Below are 20064 nucleotides of genomic sequence, written 5' to 3' on the forward strand. Positions count from 1 at the left end.
GTCAGAGCTCCTTGGCGTAGGTGTCCTGGTGGCCGGCCCGGCCGCCGAAGACGTTCAGGCCGACGTGCCCGTCGGTGTAGGTGGCCGCCGGGTCGGTGAGGTCGATGATCCTGTTCCCGTCGAGGAAGACCTGGATGCGGGTGCCCTGGTGGACGATCCGCAGATGGTACGTGGTGCCGTGCCGGACGAGGGCGGGGACCCGGGCGAGGGCGGCCGCGTCGTCGAAGGAGCCGCCGCGCCGGACGACGAGGCGGACGGTCCGCAGGTCGGGGTCGATGTTGAGGACGTACCCGTCGGCGCCGTCGGCCGAGGCCCGCCAGATCAGGGAGGCGGCGCCGCGGGTGCCGTCGGGGCCGCCGAGCCGGAGCAGGGTGGAGAGTTCGAGGTCGGCGAAGCGGCGGGTGGACATCGCGTCGCTGTCGCGGTCGAAGACCCCGGTGTGTCCGGCGCCCGTGGCCTCCCAGCGACCGGCGGGGACGGTGGTGAGGGTGCCGAGGTCGGTGCGGAACTCCCCCGGGGGCGGCGGCAGAGGCAGGGCGGGAAGGGTCTCGGTGGGGCGGCAGGTGGAGGCGAGGCGGTGGACGGCGAGTCGGGCGATGCGGACCGTGCCGCCCTCGGCGGTGAAGGCGATCCCGTCGGCGTCGGGGTCGGGCAGGACCAGGCTGGTGACGACGGCCTCGCCCGCGCCGCCGAAGACCTCCACGGAGGAGGAGTCGACGAGGATCCGCAGCCGGACCGTCCGGCTGCCGTCGGGGGCCCGGACGGCTTCGAGGGGGGCCTCGGTGCGGCCCGCGAAGTACCGGGTGAAGTCGGTGCGGCCGGAGGCGGCGCGGTCGACGAAGAGCCGTTCGCGTACGGAGTCGTAGCCGACGAGGGTGGCCTGCCCGTCCTTCGCCCGCAGGTGGAAGGCGCAGCTGGTGGCGGCGCCGGTCGCGGGCAGCGTGAGCTCGGCCTCCAGGTCGTACGTGACGCCGGTGAGACCCGCGCACGGGTCGGGTGCACCGGGTCCGGCGGTGAGGTCCCCGCGTACGGTCGTGTCCGTGCGCAGGGTGGCCAGTTCGGCGACGGGCCGCTGGCGCAGGACGGGTCCGTCGGGGCCGTCGGCGAGGGTGAGTTCGCGGGGGACGCTGTGCTGGCCGTTCCACGGGTGGGTGGGGGCGCTGAACGGGTAGTCCCAGTTGGTGGTCCAGCCGAGCCAGACGCGGCGCGCGTCGGGCAGGCCCGCGAAGGTGATGGCCGCGTAGAAGTCGCGTCCCTGGTCGCTGCGCCGGGCCGGGCCCGGTGCCTGGTGGGCGGTGAAGGCGGTGCCGTTCCAGTCGCCGGTGAGGTACCGCGCGGTGGAGCCGTCGGTGGTGCGGACGGCTCCCGTGCTGAAGGTGAGGACCCAGACCGTACGGGCGGGGTCGCCGTCGACGGGGAGCGGGAAGAGGTCGGGGCACTCCCAGACCCCGCCGCCGGCCACCCAGTCGCCGTAGCCGAAGGAGCTCGTGTGGGACCAGCGGAGGAGGTCGTGGGAGGTGAAGAACCGCAGGTGGTCGCCGCCGGACACCACCATGACCCACTGGTCGCGGTCCTCGTCCCGGACCACCTTCGGGTCGCGGAAGTCCCAGCCGCCGTCCGGGCCTCCGGGGTTGCCCACGAGCGGCTCGGGACCGCCGTACGGCTGCCAGGAGCGGCCCCGGTCGGCGCTGTAGGCGGCGCGGACCGCCTGGTTCCCGCCGATCCTGTCCGGGTGGTAGCTCGTGTAGTACGCGATGAGGCCTGCGCCGCCGCCGAACAGTCCGGAGGTGTCGTCGGCGTCGGCGACCGCGGAGCCGGACCAGCAGTGACCGTGCTCGTTCCAGTCGAGGGCGATCGGCAGCGATCGCCAGTGGAGGAGGTCGGTGGAGACGGCGTGCGCCCAGCGCCCCTCGGCCTGGTGGAAGAGGTGGTACTCCCCGTCGAGGTGCACGAGTCCGTTGGGGTCGCTGCCCGGGCCGGTGCGCGGCGAGTGGTGGACGGCGGGGCGGTACGGCTCGGTGTAGTGCTCGCGCGCGTCGGCGGCGTACACGTCCTGGAAGTAGGCGGTGCCGCCGGCCGCGACGAGCCCGACCGTGTCGCCTCCGGCGCCCGCCGGGGCGCGCAGGGCGTCCACCCCGTCGACGTACACGGTGAACTCGCCGTCGGCAAGGCGGACTTCGACGCGGTACGGGGTGCCGGTGCGGAGCGGGCGGACGGGCGGGGGCGCGGTGGTGAGGACGGTACGACGGGTGTGGTCGAGGAGCCGTACGGAGCCGTCGGCGGTGTCCAGGAGGATCTCGTGGCCGCGTACGAGCAGTCCGGCGGCCTCCGCCCCGGCGAGCAGCACGTCGGCGGAGACGACGAGGGACGCGCCGTCCGGTGCGGGGGCGCTGCGCAGTCCGTCGTGCCCGCGCACGCCCTTGAGGTCGCGGGTCCAGGTGCCGGAGAGGGTGGTGGCGCCCGGGAGTTCGGCGGGCGGCCCGGCGGCAGTGACGTTCTCGAAGGAGACCCGTCCGTTGTAGGCGAGGAGCCCGGGGCGGCCGGAGAGGTGCGGGGCGGGCGCCGGGTCCTCGGTGTCGATGACGGGGGCGTAGCCGTCGGGGCGGAGGAAGTCGCCCTGCCAGTACACGCGGAGGCGGCGTCCCTCGGCCTCGACGCGCAGGCGGTGGACGGTACCGGGGGTGATCGGGGTGGCATGGGTGGCGAGGGTGATGTCGCCGTCCACGCGGTAGAGGCGGAGCCGGCCGAGGTTCGGGTCGGCCTCGACGGCGTAGCCGCGGGTGCCGGTGGCGTCGGCGCGGACGAGGAGGGCGGCGACGGCGTACGGGTCGTGGACGAGGACGTCGGCCCGGAGGGAGGTGTCGTACGCCTCCTCGGCGGCGATCGTCCTGATGCCGGCCCCGTCGGGCGCGGCTCCGGTGAGTCCGAGCGGGGTCGGGGTCCAGGTGCCGTCGCCGACGGGGGTCCAGCCGCGGAGGTCGGTGGTGACGGACCAGGTCGAGGGCGGTCCGAAGGTGACCGTTCCGCCGTCGGTGAGGAGGCCGACGTGGCCGGCGGTGTGGCGGTGGTCGACGGCGGTGAGGACCTGCTCGCCGTCGACGTGCACGGTGAGGGCGGGCCCGTCGAGGGTGATGTCGAGGGTCGTGCCGGGGCCGTTGCCGCCGGTGGCGAGGGTGGAGCCGGAGGCCAGGTCGAGAAGCTCGACCTGGCCGTTGGCGGGTTCCAGGAGGACGGCGTAGCCGGTGGAACCGTCGGGGGCGGCCCGGAGGACGAGTCCGCCCCGGGCGTGCGGGGTGGCCGGGTCGGCCGTGATGCGGGCGGAGTACCCGGCGTGGAGGCCGATCCGGTGCTCGGACATCGCGAGCGCGGTCCCGGAGGTGGCGGAGGCGCGCTGCCCGCCGTCCGGGGTGCGCTGCCAACTCCCCTGGTACGGGAGGGGGTCGGGGATCGGCGAGGTGACGGCCTCGGGGAGCGTCGCGGTCCGTCGGCGGGGCGCGGCGGGGGCGGCCTCGGCGGTGCGGGGCGTGAGGGCGGGAAGGAGGGCGAGCCCGCCGGCGCGGAGCAGGGTGCGGCGGGGCAGGGGGAGTTCGGGGATACGCATGGGGCCTCCTCGGCGGTGGGGTGGCGCCTGTACGAAGGGGGGCCGGTACCGGGCACAGGGGGCGTCTTGTCGGCCTGACCGACTGGACACCCCGCCGTGCCCGGCACCGTAAGAGGGTCACGGCCAGAGCGGGCGCGGGGCCGTCTCGATCGGGGCCATGTGCCAGGCGTCGAGGCGGGTGACCGTCGCGCGGCCGGTGGTGGTGAGCGAGACGCCGGTCGCCTCGTCGGGGCGGGTCGGGTAGACGCGGGCGGCCAGGGCGCGGCCGTTGGCGAAGACTTCGAGGGCGGAGTGGTCGACGAGGACACGGAGTTCGACCGTGCCGTCGGGGCCGAGGGGCAGGGCGCCGTGGCGGGGTGCGGTGTCGACGTCCGGGTCGAGGCTGCTCGCCTCGCGGTGGAGGCGCAGGGTGCCCGAGGTGCCGGAGGCGTCGCGGGTGAGCTCGACGACGGTCCGCTCGGTGCCGTCCGGGGTCTCCCGTACCCCCAGCCGTACCGTGGCGCCGGGTGCGAGGCGCAGGGTCGCCTCCAGGTCGAGCTGGTCGCCCCGGATCGCGTCCAGGTCGGCGTCCCCCTCGAAGGGGCCCAGGGTCACGTGGTCGCGGCGCAGCCGCTCCAGTTCGGGCACCGGGGTCTGGGCGAGGGCGCCGTCGGGGCCGAGGGTGACGAGGCGCGGCAGGGACATGACCCCGGACCAGCCGGCGCGTGCGGTGGCCTCCTCGCCACGGCCCTCCTGGAGCCAGCCGAACATGATCCGGCGGCCGTGCGCGTCGCGCGTCGACTGGGGCGCGTAGAAGTAGTTCCGCCCGTAGTCGAGGCGGTGGAGGGCGCTCGGCGTGAAGCGGTCGCCCTCGTACCGGCCCGTCCAGTAGAGGGGGTGGTGGGTGGCGCCCTCGTCCCACGCGGAGAAGGCGAGGACGTCGGTGCCGTCCATCCGGAAGAGGTCGACGCACTCCCACGTGGTGCCGGTCCAGTCGGGGTCGGCGGCGCTGCCGCGGCTCGCGTCGCCGGTCAGGAGCGTGCCGACGTACCGCCAGTCGCGCAGGTCCTCGGACTCGTACAGGAAGGCGGTGCCGCCCTCGCCGCGGATGCCGGAGCCGACGAGCTGGCGCCAGACGGCGCCCTCCTTCCAGACGCAGTGGTCGCGGTAGGCGGTGACGTCGACGCCGGCCGGGGGCGCGGCGATCACCGGGTTGCCGGGGTCCTTCGTCCAGTGCCGCAGATCGGGGCTGCCGGTGGCGACACAGGGCAGTTCCCGTTCGCCGTGGCGGCCCGAGTAGACGAGGGTGGGTACTCCCCCGTCGTCGACGAGGACGCCGGACCAGCAGCCGTCGCGGTCGGGGCCCGTGGTGCCGGGGACGAGGGCGACGGGTTCGTCGGTCCAGGTGACGAGGTCGGTGGAGGTGGCGTGGCCCCAGTGGATGCGGTGGTGGGCGGGGGCGAGCGGGTTGTACTGGTAGAAGAGGTGGTAGACGCCGTCCCAGTGGCTGAGCCCGTTGGGGTCGTTGAGCCAGCCGCCGGGCGAGGTGAAGTGGAAGCGGGGGCGGTGCGGATCGCGGACGGCGCGCTCGGCGAGGCCCTCCCCCGGGTGTGCGGCGGGGGCGGCGATCAGGTCGTGTGTCATGCGGCGGTGTTCTCGGCTTCCGGGGAGTCGGCGTTGTCTGCGGGCCGGAGCACGCGGTGGGCGATCTCGTGGGCGGGCGCGTAGAGGTGGCAGCGCGTCCAGTGGGGCTGCCCTCCGTCCTCGCCGACGGTGTGGCGTACGGGGGTGGTGGCGCTGCAGGTGCCGTCGTCGTACGGGCAGGACTCGGGGTTCAGGACGGCGGCCCGGAGCCGGGCGCGCTCGGCCTTGTCGTAGCCCGTGCGCCGGGCGGGATCGGGCACGGCGGACAGCAGCAGCCGGGTGTACGGGTGGGCGGGGGCGTCCATGACGGCGAGCGCGTCGCCGCCCTCGACGAGTCCGCCCGCGAACATGACGGCGGTGGTGTCGGCGAGGTAGCGGGCCGAGCCCAGGTCGTGGGTGATGTACAGCATGGACAGGCCGCGTTCGTCGCGCAGCCGGCGCATCAGGTTGAGGACGCCGACCCGGACGGACACGTCGAGCATGGACGTCGGTTCGTCGGCCAGGAGGACGCTCGGTCCGACGGCGAGGGCGCGGGCGATCGCGACGCGCTGGCGCTGTCCGCCGGAGAGTTCGTGCGGGTGGGAGTCGAGCATGTCGGCCGTCAGTCCGACCTCCTCCATGAGGGCGGCGAGCCGTCCGCGGTCGGCGGGGTGGCCGTGGAGGACGAGGGCGCGGGTGAGGAAGTGCTCGATGCGGTGGACGGGGTTGAGGGAGCCGAAGGGGTCCTGGAACACCATCTGGACCGTGCGCCGGTACGTACGGGAGGCGCGGCGGCGCTCGGTGCGCAGGACGTCCTCGCCGTCGAGGAGGATCTGTCCCGAGGTGGGCTGTTCGAGGCGGGCGAGGCAGCGGGCGATGGTGGACTTGCCGCTGCCGGACTCGCCGACGAGGGCGGTGACGCGGCCGGGGGCGAGGTCGAGGTCGACGCCGTCGACGGCGCGGACGCGGCGGCGGGAGAAGACGCCGCCGACGGGGAAGTCCTTGGTGAGCCCGCGGATCTGGAGGAGGGTCATCGGTCGGTTCCTCCGGTGAGGGCGGACGTGTTGCCTCTGGTGAGGGCCGACGTGTTGCCTCTGGTGAGGGCGGACGTGTTGCCTCCGGTGAGGGCGGCCCACCGGCCGGGGGCGATCTCGCGCAGGTCGGGAATGTTCGTGGAGCAGTCGGCTCGGTCGTCGGGGCAGCGGACGTGGAAGCCGCAGCTGTCGGCGGTGCGCGGGGCGTCGAAGAGTCCGGTGAGCTCCCGGCGCGGCCCGGTGAGCGGCGGGAAGGCGTTCATCAGTGCCTCGGTGTACGGGTGGAGGGGCCGCGCGAACAGTTCATCGGCTTCCGCGAGTTCGACGAGCCGGCCGCCGTACATGACGCCCACGCGGTCCGACAGCTCGACCATCAGGGACATGTCGTGGGTGATGAAGAGGACGGAGAAGCCGAGCGTCCGCTGGAGTTCGCGGATCTGGGCCATGATCTCCTGCTGGACGACGACGTCGAGCGCGGTGGTCGGCTCGTCCATGATGAGCAGGGCCGGCCCGAGGGCCACGGCCATGGCGATGACGACGCGCTGGCGCATGCCGCCGGAGAGCTGGTGCGGGTAGGCCTTCAGCCGGTCGGGGGCGATGCCGACGAGGTCGAGGAGTTCCGCCGCGCGGTCGCGGGCGGCGCGCTTGCGCAGCTTCTCGTGGGTGGTGAGGATGTCGCCGATCTGTTCGCCGACGGTGAGGACGGGGTTGAGGGAGTTCATCGCGGACTGGAAGACCATGGAGATCTCCCGCCAGCGGAAGGCGCGCAGTTCGCGGGCGTCCATGGCGAGGACGTCGCGGCCCTTGAAGGTGACGGAGCCGGCGGTGATCTCGGCCGGTGGCCTGAGGAGCCGCATGACGGCGTTGGCGACGGTCGACTTGCCGCAGCCGGACTCGCCGGCGAGTCCGAAGATCTCTCCGGCGCCGATGGTGAACGACACGTCGTCGGCGCCGACGACGCCGCGGCCGTCGCTCCGGTACTCGACCCGCAGGCCCTGGACGTCGAGGACGTTCACTTCTTCCCCTTCCGGCGGGCGCGCAGCCGCGGGTTGGTGATCTCGTCGACGGCGTAGTTGACGAGGGCGAGCGCGAAGGCGACGAGCGCGATGCACAGGCCGGAGGGGACGAACGCCCACCACGCCCCGGTCATCAGGGCGCCGTCGTTCCCGGCCCAGTAGAGGTTGGTGCCCCAGCTGACGACGGAGGCGTCGCCGAGGCCGAGGAACTCGAGTCCGGCCTGGGCACCGATGCCGAAGATGACGCAGCCGAGCAGGGTGGTCATCACCACGGACGCCATGTTGGGGAGGATCTCCCGGAACATGATCCGCAGCGGCCGCTCGCCGGTGACGACGGCGGCGGCGACGAAGTCCTTGCCGCGGATGGAGGTGGCCTGGGCGCGCAGCACGCGGGCCGAGCCCGCCCAGCCGGTGACGGTGAGGACGAGGACGACGGTGGTGGTGCCGGGCGGCAGGAACGCGGCGAGGATGACGAGCAGGGGCAGGCCCGGCAGCAGCAGGAAGACGTTGGTGACGAGGGTCAGCACGTCGTCGACGAGTTTGCCGAGGTAGGCGGAGGCGAGCCCGACCAGCAACGCCACCAGGGTGGCGGCGACGCCGACGGTGAAGCCGACGAGCATCGAGCTGCGGGTGCCCCACAGGGTGAGGTCCAGGACGTCCTGGCCCTTGGCGGTGGTGCCGAGCCAGTGTCCCGCGGAGGGCGGGGTGGCGCCGAGGTCGGTGATGAGGGACGGGTCGCCGGGCGCGAGGAGCGGGGCGAGCGCGCCGAGCAGCGCGAAGACGGCGAGCAGGAGGAGACCCGCGCGGGCTTTGCGGTCGGCGAGCAGCCGGCGCCCGAGCCCCCGGCGGGCCGCGCGGGCGGTACCCGGGCGGGGCTGCGGGTCGTGGGACACGGCCGTGACGGTGTCCGGGGTGTCGAGGACGGACATGGCGGGGTTCCCTCCTCAGCGGACGCGGACGCGCGGGTCGAGGCGGACGTGGATGAGGTCGACGACGAAGTTGGCGAGCAGGACGGCCGCCGTGATGGTGAGGAAGATGCCCTGCATCAGCGGGTAGTCGAGGGCCTGGACGGAGGCGAGGAGCTGGTAGCCGATGCCGGGGTAGGCGAAGACGACCTCGGTGAGGAGGGCGCCGCCCACCATGAAGCCGAGGGCCATGCCGAAGTTGGTGACGGACGGCAGCATCGCGTTGCGGGCGGCGTACCGGAACATGATCCGGGCGGGGCTCAGCCCCTTCGCCTCGGCCATGGTGATGTAGTCCTCGGCGGCGGTGGCGATCATCGTGTTGCGCATGCCGAGCATCCAGCCGCCGATCGAGACGAGCACGATGGTGAGGGCCGGCAGCACCAGGTGGGTGGCGACGTTCCCGAGGAACACGGCGTCGAAGCCGGGTTCGAGTCCGACGTCGTACGCGTGCCGGAGCGGGAACCAGCCGAGGGTGACGCCGAAGAGGTACAGCGCGCCCATCGCCAGCCAGAAGTACGGGAACGAGCCGACGAAGATCAGCAGCGGCGGGAGCGCGGAGTCGAGGATCCCGCCTCGCCGCCAGGCGGCGAGGACGCCCAGGAGGTTGCCGACGAGCGCTGCGACGACGAGGGCGGTGAGGCCGAGGAGCAGCGTCCAGCCGATCTGGGAGCCGATGACCTCGGAGACCGGGGTCGGGAAGCGTGAGAGGGATATGCCGAGGTCGCCGGTGGCGACGCTGTGGAGGTAGTCGACGTACTGGCGCCACAGCGGGCGGTCGTCGAGACCGAAGAGTTTCTGCAACTGGGCGATCTGATCGGGCTGCATCGTCCCCTGGGCCTGGGCGAACATCCGGGAGACGGGGTCTCCGGGCATGAAGCGCGGCAGCAGGAAATCGAGGGTGACGGAGGCCCAGAACGCGATCAGGTAGAACCCCAGGTTGCGCAGGACGAGACGCACGGTCTGCTCCCTGTCGTTTCTCGGGGGGCGGGGACGGCCCGGTGGGACCGTCCCCCCTGGGGCGGGCTAGCCCTTGACGGGCTGGAGGGAGGTGAGCACGAGGACGGTGGTCACGGACCGGTTGGACAGCGTCGCGTACGGGTCTTCCTCGGTCGGCCAGCCGGTGAAGCGGGCGTCGGTGTACGCGCCCCACTCGGGTCCGGGGAAGAGGGGGACGACGGGGGCGTCGGCGGCGAACAGCTTCTGCAGCTCGCCCGCCCTGGCCTGCTGGGCCTTCGGGTCGGTGGTGGCGGCGAAGGCGTCGATGAGCCGGTCGGCCTTCGGGTCGCCGAAGCGGTGGTAGTTCTCGGTGGCCTTGGTGCCGACGGGCTTCACCATGGTGGTGGCCATGGCGCCCCGGTAGAACTCGTAGGGCGTGGCGCCGTTGTTGCTCCACACGATGCCGCTGTCGAAGGTGCCGGTCTCGTAGGAGGAGACGACGGCCGACCAGTCCGGGGACTTCACGGTGGCGGTGACGCCGACCTCGGCGAGGTTCTGCTTGATGATGTCGGCGACCGAGATCCAGTCGGAGGAGGCGGAGCCGACGGAGATGTCGAGGGTGAGCGGCTTGCCGTTCTTCTGGGTGCGCCTGCCGCCGGCTCCGAGCTTGTACCCGGCGGCGTCGAGGGCCTCGGCGGCGGCGCCGGTGTCGTGGGTGGTCCAGTCGCAGGAGGCGGCGACGGTCTTGTCGCGCCAGGTGTCGTAGGCGTTCGACAGGCCGGTGCAGTCGGCGGGGGTGCTGTAGCCGTTCATGGCGACCTTGGCGATCTTGTCGCGGTCGAGGGCCCGGCTGAGCGCCTTGCGGAGCGCGGGGTCGTCGAAGGGCGCCTTGGCGGTGTTGAGCTGCCAGTTGATCATCGCGCCGGTGGTGGGGAACCAGTAGTGGTTCGTCTTCGGGTTCTTCGCGACGAAGGACTTCTGGATGTCGGGGACGAAGGCCTGGGTCCAGTCGACCTCGCCGTTGGTGAGGGCGAGGTTGGCGCTGTCGTTGCCGGAGAAGGCGAGCAGGCGTATGCCGGCGATCCGCTGCTTCGCGGGCTGCCAGTACGAGGGGTTTTTGCGCAGCTCGTACGACTGGCTCTGGAAGTGGTCGACCCGCGTGTAGGGGCCGGTGCCGACGGGGGTGGCGTTGGTGTCCCGGGCCGGGTCGGCGATCTTCGACCAGATGTGCTTCGGGACGATGTAGTGCCCGCCGATCTCGTAGAGCGACGGCGAGAAGGGCTTGGTGAAGTGGAAGGTGACCTGCCGCGGGGTGTCGGCGGTGACCTCGCGGAGGTACTCCAGGCCGCCGAGCAGCTTCTTCTGGAGTTCGAAGGTGTAGGCGACGTCCTCGGCGGCGAAGGGCTTGCCGTCGGACCACTTCACGCCCTCGCGGAGGGTGAAGGTGACGGACTTCCCGTCGGGGGCCTGGGTCCACGCGGTGGCGAGCCAGGGGGTGTCCTTGCCGTCGGCGGGGTTGTGGACCATGAGCGGTTCGTAGACCGCCTCCTTGGTCATGGGCGCGGCCTTCGGGGAGAAGGGGTTGAAGTTCCGCGTGAAGGTGCCCATGTCCTCGCGGGGGATCGTGAGGAGCTGGTTGCCGGAGGTGTCTCCGGCTCCGGCCGCTCCCGCGCCGCCGGAGCAGCCGGTCAGGAGCAGGGCGGTCGCCGCGGCGCCCGCAACGAGGGCGGGGCGGAGCACCCGCGGGGATCGGCCGCGGGCAGGGGAGGGTGTCATAATGGTGGCTCTTTCCTCTCTTCAACACACCAGACGAAGACGGGACGAGATGACTCGACGGGCCTGATTCGCGGTCAGACCGACGAGCGTTCGAGCAGCGGGCAGTCGACCGTCACCCTGCGGGTGTCGAGCGGCTGCCCCGCTGCGAGAGCGGCGAGCATGTCCACGCCCTTGGCGCCCATCGCCTCGAACGGCAGGGCGAGCGTGGTCAGTTTGGGCCGCAGGTAGGCGGCGATGAGTTCCTGGTTGTCGTAGCCCACCACGGCCACGTCGTCCGGGATCCGCAGCCCACGTTCCTTGATGGCGTCGTACGCGCCCATCGCCATCCGGTCGTTGCCGCAGAAGAGCGCGGTGGGCCGGTCGGCGCGGTCGAGCAGTTCGCACGCGGCGGTGTAGCCGCCGTCGGCGGTCGCATGGCCGGAGACGACCAGCGACGGGTCCAGGGAGAGGCCGGCCTCGCGCAGCGCCCGCTCGAACCCCTCGCGCCGGCCGAGGGCGGCGGGGATGTCCGGGTCGAGGTTGATGAACCCGATGCGCTCGTGGCCGGCGTCGACGAGCCGGCGGGCGGCACGGTGGCCGCCGCCGATCTCGTCGGGGACGACGGAGGGCAGTTCGCCCTCGGCGTCGTAGCAGTTGACCAGGACCGTGGGGACCTCGCGGGCGGCCTTGGGGAGGGTGACGGCGCGGTGCCAGGTCGTGGCGTAGAGCAGTCCCTCGACCCGCTGTTCGAGGAGTTTGTCGAGGGCGGCGGCCTCCTGGGCCCGGTCCCCCTCGCTCGCGGCGATCAGCAGGAACTTGCGGTCGAGCCAGGCGCGGTCCTGGGCGCCCTTGATGACGTCGACCGCGAAGGGCGCGGTGACGATCTCGGTGATCAGTCCGTACCACTCGCTGCGCTGGGCGGCGAGGGCGCGGGCGCCCGCGTTGGGGCGGTAACCGAGCTCGTCGATCGCGGCCAGAATGCGACGCCTGGTCTCGTCCGGGATGGCCGCGCCGGGGCGGTCGTTCAGGACGAAGGAGACGGCCGTGCGCGAGACCCCGGCCCGCCGGGCGACATCGCTCATGGTGACGCTGCGAGGACCGCCGGTCGCCATGTCACTCCCCCTTCGTGTCGTGTCTTTGGTTACGCGCTTTAGTAACGCGCGTTAGTACGACGTTGCACGCAAGTTACGGCCGTCTTCCGGCCACTGTCAATATCTTGGTCACCAAGGATGTCCGGCGGTGGGGAAGAGGTGTCCGGTGGAGACGGTCGAGGGGCTCTCGGTCATGGCGTTCGGCGGCGGGGAGGAGCTGGAGGCCTGGCTGGAAAAGCACCACGGGGACACCCCGGGCATCTGGCTGCTGCTCGCCCGCAAGGGCTCGGACCTCGCCTCGCCGAGCGCGGAGGAGATCCTCGACTCCACGCTCGCCTACGGGTGGATCACCGGCAAACGCATGGCCCGCGACGAGCGGAGCTACCTCCAGAAGATCACCCCGCGCCGGCCCCGCAGCCTCTGGTCCCAGGTCAACGTGCGCCAGGTCGAGGCGCTGACCGCCGCCGGCCGGATGCGGGAGCCGGGCCTCGCCGAGGTGCGGGCCGCACGGGCGGACGGACGGTGGGAGGCGGCGTACCCCTCCCAGAAGGACGCGACCGTGCCGGACGACCTCGCGGCGGCCCTGGCGGCGGAGCCCTCGGCCGCGGCGGCCTTCGACGCCCTGGGGAAGACCGACCGCTACCTGGTGATCCTGGGCCTGTGGCAGGCCCGCACGACGAAGACACGGACGGCACGGCTGGAGCGGGCGGTGGCGGCCCTGGCGGCGGGAGAGAGGCCGAGGTGAGGGCGTTTGCTGAGCCTGCCGGCCGGGTGGCTGGGCCTTCGGGCCGGGTGAGTGGGTCTGCGGGCCGGGTGGCTGGGCCTTCGGGCCGGGTGACTGAGCCTGCGGGCCGGGTGAGTGGGCCTGCGGGCCCAGCGGCTGGGCCTGCGGGCCCGGCGACCTGACCTTCGGACAGGGCGGGTGGGCCTTCAGGCCCGGCGCCGGCGGTACAGCACCTGGCGGGCGTCCCACTCCACGAAGGACTCGGCGTGCTCGAAGCCGAGGGCCTCGAGAAGCCGCCGCGAGCGCTCGTTCGCCTCCTGCGTCAGCGCGACCACGCTCGGCACGCCCTCCAGGACCCGGGCGACGACCGCGCCGACCGCCTCACGCGCGTACCCCTGCCCCCAGTGCTCGGGCAGGAACTGGTACGAGACCTCCGTCTCCCCGTTCCGCGCGCCCGGCTCCACCGTGATCAGGCCGACGAGGACACCGTCCTCGGCCCGGGTCACCGCGTGGAAACCGGCGGCCCCGACGATCCGCCGCTGCCGGATCCGGACGACCGAGTCGATGACGGGACCGCCGAGGTGGCGCCGTACCTCGGGGTCGGTCCACAGACGGGTCACGGCGTCCAGGTCGGAGCCCCGGACGGGCCGCAGGACCAGACGCCCGGTGGTGAGCCGCCCGACGGGGGCGGCCGGAACCGGGATCGGGATCGGAGCGGGGTGCGGAGTGAGGGGCACGCCTCCGATCATCTCAGGATCCGGCCCGACCCGGTTCAGCGGCGCTCGGAGCCGCCGCCCCGGATGACGGGGGCGAGACTGCGCACGGCGAGTCCCGCGGCGATCAGCGTGGTCATGGCGACGACGAGGCAGAGCACGGCGGTCGGGGACGTCCCGCCGCCGGTCGCGGCGAGGCCGGCCGCCTCGGCGGATCCGGCCCGCACGCCGAGGACCGGGTTCGCCTCGAACAGTCGTCGGCCGATCTCCTGCATCCGCAGCAGCACCTCCAGGGCGGGAACCTCGCCGACGTCTGCCTCGTCCATCACGGCCATGGCCTGGTCCGTGACGCGGTCGGTCACGGCCTCCAGAAGCGCGTCGCGGGTGCCGCCGAGCGGGGGCCCGCTCAGCCGCCCAGGGCCGCCCTGATCGCGGGCCAGTCCGGGGCCGTCGGCGCGTAGGTGTCCTTCGCGGTGGCGATGTCCTTGTAGCCACTGGAGGTGACCACGCAGACCACCGGGCCTTCGGTCTCGCGAGGACCGTGGGCGCGGAGACCGGCGAGGCCGGCGGCGGAGGACGTCTCGCACCAGAGCCCCTGCGCCGACAACTCCGCCTGGGCCACGGCCATCTGATCGTCGGTCACCGTCCGGGACGCTCCCCCGGTCGTACGGACGGCGAGGACGCCCCGGTAGCTGTTGACCTCGCAGTCGATGGCGTACGCGCTGGTCGGACCGACGGGGACGCGGGCGACGGGCCGGCCCGTACGGAGGGCCTCGGTGAGGGCGCCGGCCGCGGCGGGCTCGGCCGCGTACATCCTCGGGACGGAGTCGGTGACGCCGAGCCGGGCGAGCTCCTGGAAGCCCTTGGCCACACCGAAGAGCAACTCGCCGTAGCCCGTGGGGAGATGCACCTCCGCCGGCGCTCGTCCGAGGTCGAGCGCGATCTCGTACGCGAGGGTCTTGTAGCCCTCGGGCCCGAAGGGGTGCCCGGTGTGGGCGGTGTCCGTGACGCTGCTGACGCTCTGGAAGCCGAGCTCGTCGACGATGCGGCGCATCAGCGGGCGCACCGACTCGTACGGGACGGTCAGCACCGTCGCGCCGTAGGCGCGGAGGTGGGAGGCGACGGCGGGCGGGGCGTACGGGGAGGTGAAGACGGCGCACGGCAGTCCGGCACGGGCCGCGTAGGCGGCGGCCGCCGCACCGTGGTTGCCGGACGAGGACACGACGATGCCCCGCGCCCCCGAGGCGACTGCGGCGCTGACGGCTACCCGGTTGAGCCGGTCCTTGTGGCTCCAGGTGGGGTTGCGGGACTCGTCCTTGATCCAGACTCCGTCGGGGAGTTCGACCAGCGGCGTGTTGCCCTCGCCCAGGCCGGGCGCGGCGAGGGGCGGGAGCAGCGGGGCCCACCGTTCGAGGCCGTGGGCGGCGGGGCGCGTGAACAGGTCGGCGGGAACCCGGTCGTAGGCGTAGTCGATGTCGAGGGGGTACGCGACCTCCTCGGTGGAGGTGACGGGGCAGCCTCCGGTGAGCGGCGGCCACAACGGGTGGCGTACGGACGGATCGGCGAGCGAACGCTGGGCGGTGGCGAGCGAGGACACGTTGCGGGCCTTTCGGGGCGGGGAGCTCGGGACGATCGTACGGGTGAAGGTGAGCGGCCGGCCGTACGGCGGGGGTGAGCGGCCGGCCGTACGGCGGGGGTGAGCGGCCGGCCGTACGGCGGGGGTGAACAGCTGGCCGTACCGGTGGGAGCGAGCGGCCGGCTGCCGCTCGTTCCCCGCCGGGCCGTTCAGCCCATGCGGCGGGTGAGCGCGGCCAGCGCGCCCGGTCGGCGGCCGGGGACCCGGCGCCGGAGGTCGACCAGGATCGGGCCGAGGGCACGGGCGCGGGCGGGGTCGTCGATCCGCTCCCACTGGTGGTGCGCCCGGTCCACGGCCCCTTCGACGTCCGGGTCGTCCGGGCGCTGGCCCAGTCCGAGCCGGGCCTCGGCGGCGGCGAGCCAGAGTTCGCAGCTGCGGGCCGGTTCCCCGGCGAGGCGGGCGAGGTCGGCCCGTACCTCCATCCAGTGCACGGCCTCCACGGACCGGTACCCGTGGCGGCGCAGGGCCTCGTGCTCCCAGGCCGCCGCCACCGCGGCCGCCTCCCCGTGCCGCCCGGCCATGGCGGCGGCGAGGATCGCGGGGTGCGGGTCCTCCACGGCCACGGTCCCGGACGCGCCCCCGGGCGCGGGCGCGGGAGGGGTCGCGGGCAGGGGTGCGGAACCCGTCGCGGGCGCGGGTGCGCGGCGGGTCGGCGGCACGGGTGCACGGCGGGTCGCGGGCGCGGGCCCCGGACGTGTCGCCAGCACGGGTGCGGGTGTGGGACCGGTCGCCGGCGCAGGTGCGGGACCCGTCCCGGACACGGCTGCCGGCGGAGCTCCCGGCGTGGGGGTGAGGAAGACCGGTACCGGCGCGGGCGCCACCGTCACCGCCCGCGCGGCGGCCTCCACGTGCGCTGCGGCAGGCGCCAACCGGGCGCCGGAGCGCCAGAGTTCGGCCCACGCACGCAGGTACTCGGGTGTCGTCGGCTCACCCCTGCGCGGGGCGGGAACCACGCGACCGTAGAGCAGGGGTCCGGGCCCCAGGTGCAGCAGTCCGGGCGCGGCGGTGAGGCGCTGCCAGACGTCCGCGTCGGCCGTGAGGTCCGCGACGACGGTCGTGGTGCCGGGCCTGCGTACGCCGAGTTCGCCGGCGAGCCAGTGCCAGGGAAGCGCCGTGTAGCGCAGGGTCGCCGGAGTGGTGCGGGCGAGCGCGAGATGGGGCAGCTGCTGCCGGCGGTCGAGGTGGAGCTGGCCCGCGAGGCAGACGACCAGCGGGCCGGGGCTCGCGGCCGCCGCGCGGAGGCGGGTGAGGACGGTCTGCGGGTCGAGCGGATCGGCGAGTTCGACGACCGTGGCGGCCGCGGTGCCGGTGAGGACCCCGGGCGGCACGGCGGCGAGCGCCGGCAGCACGGAGGCGGCGTCCATGGCACGGCCGCGGCCGGCGGGCGCCGCCGCGAGCAGCACCGCGGTACCCACCGCGTCCATGCCCGCGCCGGCGGTCACGCCACTCGCGCCTGTCGCCGCCGGAGCACCGGCTGTACGCCCCCCGGGCACCACCGCGCCCGGTCCCGTACGCACACCCGCCTCGGCCGCGCTCGCGCCCGTACGCACGCCCGACTCGCCCGCGCCCGCTCCCGGACGCACGCCCGAGGCGCCCGCACCCACTCCCGAATCCACGTCCAACGCGCCCGCACCCGCCCCCGTACGCACGTCCGACTCGCCCGCGGCCGCCCCGCTCGTGACCGTCGTACCCGCGCCCACCGTGCCGTTTCCGTCGTCGTTCACCACCCCAGCACCGTAACGGGTCGCGCCCTGTCCGATAATCGCCGGGCCTTTGACATATGCCAGAAGCACCACCGGATCGAGTGTTGCCAAATCCCTTACGGGCTGTCCCGGGCTGTGCCACAGTCGTCCACGGGCCACCTTCCACACCTGGCCGCGCCGCGCCTGTATCGGAGTACCACATGCCGTCCCATCTGTTCGCGGACCGCCCCGCCCAGCCGCCGGAGCCGGGCGCGGTGGACGCGCTGATCTCACAGACCCGCCGCCTGCGCGGTGAGGTGGATGCCGTGCGCCGGGACGCCGTGGCGGACGACGACGATCCCCAGCAGCGGTGGCAGCGTGCCCTGTGCGATCTGGCGGTGCATCAACTCGACGACCTGGGCGCCCACTTGGGCCTGCTGAGGGCGGGAGTCCCGGAGACCGCGACCCCCGGGGACGAAGCCGAGGAGATCGACGTCGTCGTCGACACCTCGCTCGCGACCGACCCCGGCACGGCGTACGGCGTGGCCGCCCCGCCCCGGACCGGGTCGCTGCTCTCCCGCGTCGGCAGCGCCGAGTGGAACCTGCTCACCGACGAGGTCAGCTGGTCCGAGGAGCTCTTCCAGATCTTCGGCCGGCCCCGCGAGAGCGGCCCGATGTCGCTCGACGAGATGCCCACGATGGTCTTCGCAGAGGACCAGCCCGTCCTCCAGAGCATGGTGACGGACTGTCTGATCGACGGGAAGCCGATCGACGGCGAGTTCCGGATCGTGCGGTCCGACGGCCGGGTGCGCACCCTGCACATGACCGGCGAACCCGTGCTCGACACCGACGGCTGCACGGCCTCCATGTGGGCCGTCCTCCGCGACGTCAGCGAGCTGCGGCGCAGCGAGCGGGCGGTCCGCGAGAGCCGGGACACCCTGGAGCGCAGCCGTCACATCGAACTCACCGAGCGGCGGGTCGCCGTCGAGCTCCAGGAGGCGGTCCTCCCGCCGTGGCGCGGCTCGCTCCGCTTCGCCCACGACGGCCCCGCCCCGCTCGACGTGGCCGCGCACTACCTCCCCGCCGCCAGCACCGGTCTGATCGGCGGCGACTGGTACGACGCGCTCGCGCTGCCCGACGGGGACGCGCTGCTGACCGTCGGCGACCTGACGGGCCACGGGGTCGCCGCGACCTCCTCCATGGCCATGCTCCTCGGGGCGCTGCGCGGCATGGCCGTCGCCGGCATCCGCCCCGCCGCGCTGATGGGCCATCTCAACCAGCTCCTGGAGACCTCCGGACAGCCCGCGCTCGGCAGCGCGATGTGCTGCCGGTACGACCCGGTCGCCCAGACCCTGGCCTGGGCGCAGGCCGGCCACCCCGCCCCGCTGCTCTTCCGCGACGGGACAGGGCACGCGCTCCGGCGGCCCGAGGGTGTGCTGCTCGGGGCGACGACCGGCGCCGTGTACGGCGAGGCCGAGACCCGGCTGCTCCCGGGTGACCTGCTGGTCCTGCACACCGACGGGCTGACCCGCGGCAGTGGTACGGACGACGACACGGGCGCGCGACGGCTGCTCGCCCTCGGCCCCCGGTTCGCGGGGGCGCGGGACGCGCAGGACGGCGTGCGCGCCGTGATGGAGGAGTTCGACGAGGAGTCCCGCGAGGACGACGCCTGCGTGATGGTGGTCCGGGTCACCCGCTGACGACGCCACCCGCCGGCGACGCCGGCGTGAGGGCTTTCCGGGGTCACCCGCTGACGGGCCCCTGGTCACCCGATGACATGCCCCTTCAGAGTCTCCCCGTCCCGCTGGGCGGGGAGACTCAGGCCTGCCCGGTCCTGGGTCGGTTGACGGGGGACCTGGGGAGGGCCAGTTCGATCTCCTCGCGCAGGCTCTCGATGCTCGAATAGCCCGCGTACTGGCCCGTGAGCCGGTACATCTCCCGCAGCCGGTCCCAGGTCCGGTGGGACGAGGTGTCCCCCATGGACATGAGGGCCAGCCGGGCGTACCGGTCGGCCTGTTCCGGGTCGTCGGCGATGAAGCAGGCGGACGCCATCGAGATGTGGTCGAAGAGCTTCGACCGGTCGTGCCCGCCGCGCCGCAGTTCGAGGGCCAGCTTGGCGTGGCGCTGCGCGGGGATCGCCGCGGCCGGGTCGTGCTCGGCGAGGGTGCGGTAGGCGAGGGCCTGCATGCCGTGCATGTCGGCCTCGTCGAAGTTCTGCATCCAGCTCGGCTTCTCCGCTCCCGTGTCGGAGACGAAGAGGTCCTCGGCCTCGCCGAGGGTGCGCCGCATGGCCTGCCCCCGTCCCATCGATGCCTGCGCCCAGGCCTCGATGGTGTGGAACATGGCCTGGGTGCGGGGCAGCACCCGCTCGCCGGAGCCCGCCTTGGCGAGCTTCATCAGGTCGAGGGCGTCGTCCGGGCGGCCCAGGTGCACCATCTGGCGGGCGGCCCGGGACAGCGCCTCGCCGGCCCGGGGCCGGTCGCCGCCCTCGCGGGCCGCGTGGGCGGCGATGACGAAGTACTTCTGCGCCGTCGGTTCGAGGCCGACGTCGTGGGACATCCAGCCCGCGAGGACGGCCAGGTTGGCGGCGACGCCCCACAGGCGCCGCTGGAGGTGGTCGGCGTGGCGGTAGGCGAGCATGCCTCCCACCTCGTTGAGCTGGCCCACGACCGCCTTGCGCTGGAGTCCGCCACCCCGGGAGGCGTCCCAGGCGCGGAACACCACCACCGAGTGCTCGAGTGCCTCGATCTCCTCCGACCCGATGGGGGCGGCCTCGTAGCGGTCGAACCCAGCGGGGTCGGCGTGGAGGGGATCGGTGGCTCGCTGGGCGGTGCCCTTGCGTGCGGGGTCGGTCTGCAGCCAGTCGTGCATGGCGTTGCTGAGTACGGAGCCGGCGGCAAGCGCGGCACCCGCGCCCACCAGGCCGCGTCGGTTGAGCATGAGGTCCATTCCCGTGAATTCGGTGAGGACCGCCGCCGCACGATCGGGTGGCCAGGGCAGCCCGTCAGGGTTCTCCGTCTTCCTGACGTCCTGCTTCCTTCCGGCACGCCCGTGTCGTACGAACCCGAGGTCCTCGATGGTCACGACACGGCCGAGTCGCTCGGTGAACAGCGCTGCCAACACCCGGGGGACGGGATCACGAGGGGTCTCGCCCCGGTCGATCCACCGCCGCACCCGCGAGGTGTCCGTCGCCAGCTGGGGGTGGCCCATGGCCGCCGCCTGCCGGTTGACGAGCCTCGCGAGTTCGCCCTTGGACCAGCCGGCCAGGCCGAACAGGTCTGCCAGGCGGGTGTTGGTTTGTCCGGTCAC

The 20064-nt window shown here is 73.7% G+C and carries 15 protein-coding genes; 2 read left to right on the plus strand and 13 right to left on the minus strand.

The genetic code is table 11. The features are described 5' to 3' along the window. Position 1: 1 nt before the first annotated feature. From ACN9M0_RS02140 to ACN9M0_RS02175, 8 genes are all read right to left on the minus strand, one after another. Positions 2-3601, minus strand: a complete 3600-nt coding sequence (locus ACN9M0_RS02140) for a GH32 C-terminal domain-containing protein (RefSeq protein ID WP_426403003.1) — start codon at positions 3599-3601, stop codon at positions 2-4. Between the two features lie 117 nt (positions 3602-3718). Continuing rightward, positions 3719-5224 carry a glycoside hydrolase family 32 protein gene (locus tag ACN9M0_RS02145; protein ID WP_426403004.1) on the minus strand — a complete coding sequence of 502 codons (1506 nt, stop codon included), beginning with the start codon at positions 5222-5224 and terminating at the stop codon, positions 3719-3721. Then, positions 5221-6237 carry an ATP-binding cassette domain-containing protein gene (locus ACN9M0_RS02150; RefSeq protein WP_399695323.1) on the minus strand — a complete coding sequence of 339 codons (1017 nt, stop codon included), beginning with the start codon at positions 6235-6237 and terminating at the stop codon, positions 5221-5223. The genes ACN9M0_RS02145 and ACN9M0_RS02150 overlap by 4 nt, the downstream gene beginning before the upstream one ends. Beyond that, the gene (locus ACN9M0_RS02155; RefSeq protein ID WP_426403005.1) at positions 6234-7253 is read right to left on the minus strand and encodes an ABC transporter ATP-binding protein; all 1020 of its coding nucleotides are present in this window, start codon (positions 7251-7253) and stop codon (positions 6234-6236) included. The genes ACN9M0_RS02150 and ACN9M0_RS02155 overlap by 4 nt, the downstream gene beginning before the upstream one ends. After that, on the minus strand, positions 7250-8182 hold the full coding sequence (locus ACN9M0_RS02160) for an ABC transporter permease (protein WP_399695328.1): 933 nt from the start codon (positions 8180-8182) through the stop codon (positions 7250-7252). The genes ACN9M0_RS02155 and ACN9M0_RS02160 overlap by 4 nt, the downstream gene beginning before the upstream one ends. A gap of 15 nt (positions 8183-8197) precedes the next feature. After that, positions 8198-9175 (minus strand): ABC transporter permease, encoded by a 978-nt coding sequence (locus ACN9M0_RS02165; protein ID WP_426403006.1) that lies wholly within the window; start codon positions 9173-9175, stop codon positions 8198-8200. Positions 9176-9241: 66 nt separating this feature from the next. Continuing rightward, positions 9242-10930, minus strand: coding sequence for an ABC transporter substrate-binding protein (locus tag ACN9M0_RS02170; protein ID WP_366038305.1), 1689 nt, complete (start codon positions 10928-10930; stop codon positions 9242-9244). Between the two features lie 74 nt (positions 10931-11004). Next, complete coding sequence (locus tag ACN9M0_RS02175; RefSeq protein ID WP_399695330.1) at positions 11005-11991, minus strand: LacI family DNA-binding transcriptional regulator; 987 nt, start codon at positions 11989-11991, stop codon at positions 11005-11007. A 202-nt stretch (positions 11992-12193) separates the two neighbouring features. On the opposite strand from ACN9M0_RS02175, the gene ACN9M0_RS02180 reads away from it, so the two are divergent. Continuing rightward, entirely contained in the window at positions 12194-12745 is a 552-nt protein-coding gene (locus ACN9M0_RS02180; protein WP_366038335.1) for a YdeI/OmpD-associated family protein, read from the plus strand. A 185-nt stretch (positions 12746-12930) separates the two neighbouring features. Here the strand turns inward: ACN9M0_RS02180 and ACN9M0_RS02185 are convergent, their stop codons facing one another. The 4 genes from ACN9M0_RS02185 to ACN9M0_RS02200 form a co-directional block, all read right to left on the minus strand. Continuing rightward, positions 12931-13461 carry a GNAT family N-acetyltransferase gene (locus ACN9M0_RS02185; protein WP_366038303.1) on the minus strand — a complete coding sequence of 177 codons (531 nt, stop codon included), beginning with the start codon at positions 13459-13461 and terminating at the stop codon, positions 12931-12933. A gap of 35 nt (positions 13462-13496) precedes the next feature. After that, complete coding sequence (locus ACN9M0_RS02190) at positions 13497-13799, minus strand: hypothetical protein (RefSeq protein ID WP_426403007.1); 303 nt, start codon at positions 13797-13799, stop codon at positions 13497-13499. Between the two features lie 44 nt (positions 13800-13843). After that, a complete protein-coding gene (locus ACN9M0_RS02195) occupies positions 13844-15034 on the minus strand; it encodes a threonine synthase (RefSeq protein ID WP_426403008.1) in 1191 nt (396 codons plus the stop codon). Positions 15035-15222: 188 nt separating this feature from the next. Beyond that, positions 15223-16497, minus strand: a complete 1275-nt coding sequence (locus ACN9M0_RS02200) for a hypothetical protein (protein ID WP_426405269.1) — start codon at positions 16495-16497, stop codon at positions 15223-15225. Positions 16498-16976: 479 nt separating this feature from the next. On the opposite strand from ACN9M0_RS02200, the gene ACN9M0_RS02205 reads away from it, so the two are divergent. Continuing rightward, positions 16977-18455 (plus strand): PP2C family protein-serine/threonine phosphatase, encoded by a 1479-nt coding sequence (locus ACN9M0_RS02205; protein WP_366038300.1) that lies wholly within the window; start codon positions 16977-16979, stop codon positions 18453-18455. A 118-nt stretch (positions 18456-18573) separates the two neighbouring features. Here ACN9M0_RS02205 and ACN9M0_RS02210 read toward each other — a convergent pair whose 3' ends face one another. Continuing rightward, positions 18574-20064, minus strand: a complete 1491-nt coding sequence (locus ACN9M0_RS02210; protein ID WP_366038299.1) for a DNA-binding protein NsdB — start codon at positions 20062-20064, stop codon at positions 18574-18576.

It is taken from the genome of Streptomyces sp. R-07 (assembly GCF_049913175.1).
Taxonomy (GTDB): Bacteria; Actinomycetota; Actinomycetes; order Streptomycetales; family Streptomycetaceae; genus Streptomyces.

What these genes read in the sequence shown, in the direction of transcription:
- ACN9M0_RS02140 (WP_426403003.1), bottom strand. Translation starts at nt 3,601, where the DNA reads ATGCGTATCCCCGAACTCCCCCTGCCCCGCCGCACCCTGCTCCGCGCC.
- ACN9M0_RS02145 (WP_426403004.1), bottom strand. Translation starts at nt 5,224, where the DNA reads ATGACACACGACCTGATCGCCGCCCCCGCCGCACACCCGGGGGAGGGC.
- ACN9M0_RS02150 (WP_399695323.1), bottom strand. Translation starts at nt 6,237, where the DNA reads ATGACCCTCCTCCAGATCCGCGGGCTCACCAAGGACTTCCCCGTCGGC.
- ACN9M0_RS02160 (WP_399695328.1), bottom strand. Translation starts at nt 8,182, where the DNA reads ATGTCCGTCCTCGACACCCCGGACACCGTCACGGCCGTGTCCCACGAC.
- ACN9M0_RS02170 (WP_366038305.1), bottom strand. Translation starts at nt 10,930, where the DNA reads ATGACACCCTCCCCTGCCCGCGGCCGATCCCCGCGGGTGCTCCGCCCC.
- ACN9M0_RS02175 (WP_399695330.1), bottom strand. Translation starts at nt 11,991, where the DNA reads ATGAGCGATGTCGCCCGGCGGGCCGGGGTCTCGCGCACGGCCGTCTCC.
- ACN9M0_RS02180 (WP_366038335.1), top strand. Translation starts at nt 12,194, where the DNA reads ATGGCGTTCGGCGGCGGGGAGGAGCTGGAGGCCTGGCTGGAAAAGCAC.
- ACN9M0_RS02200 (WP_426405269.1), bottom strand. Translation starts at nt 16,497, where the DNA reads ATGGACGCGGTGGGTACCGCGGTGCTGCTCGCGGCGGCGCCCGCCGGC.
- ACN9M0_RS02205 (WP_366038300.1), top strand. Translation starts at nt 16,977, where the DNA reads ATGCCGTCCCATCTGTTCGCGGACCGCCCCGCCCAGCCGCCGGAGCCG.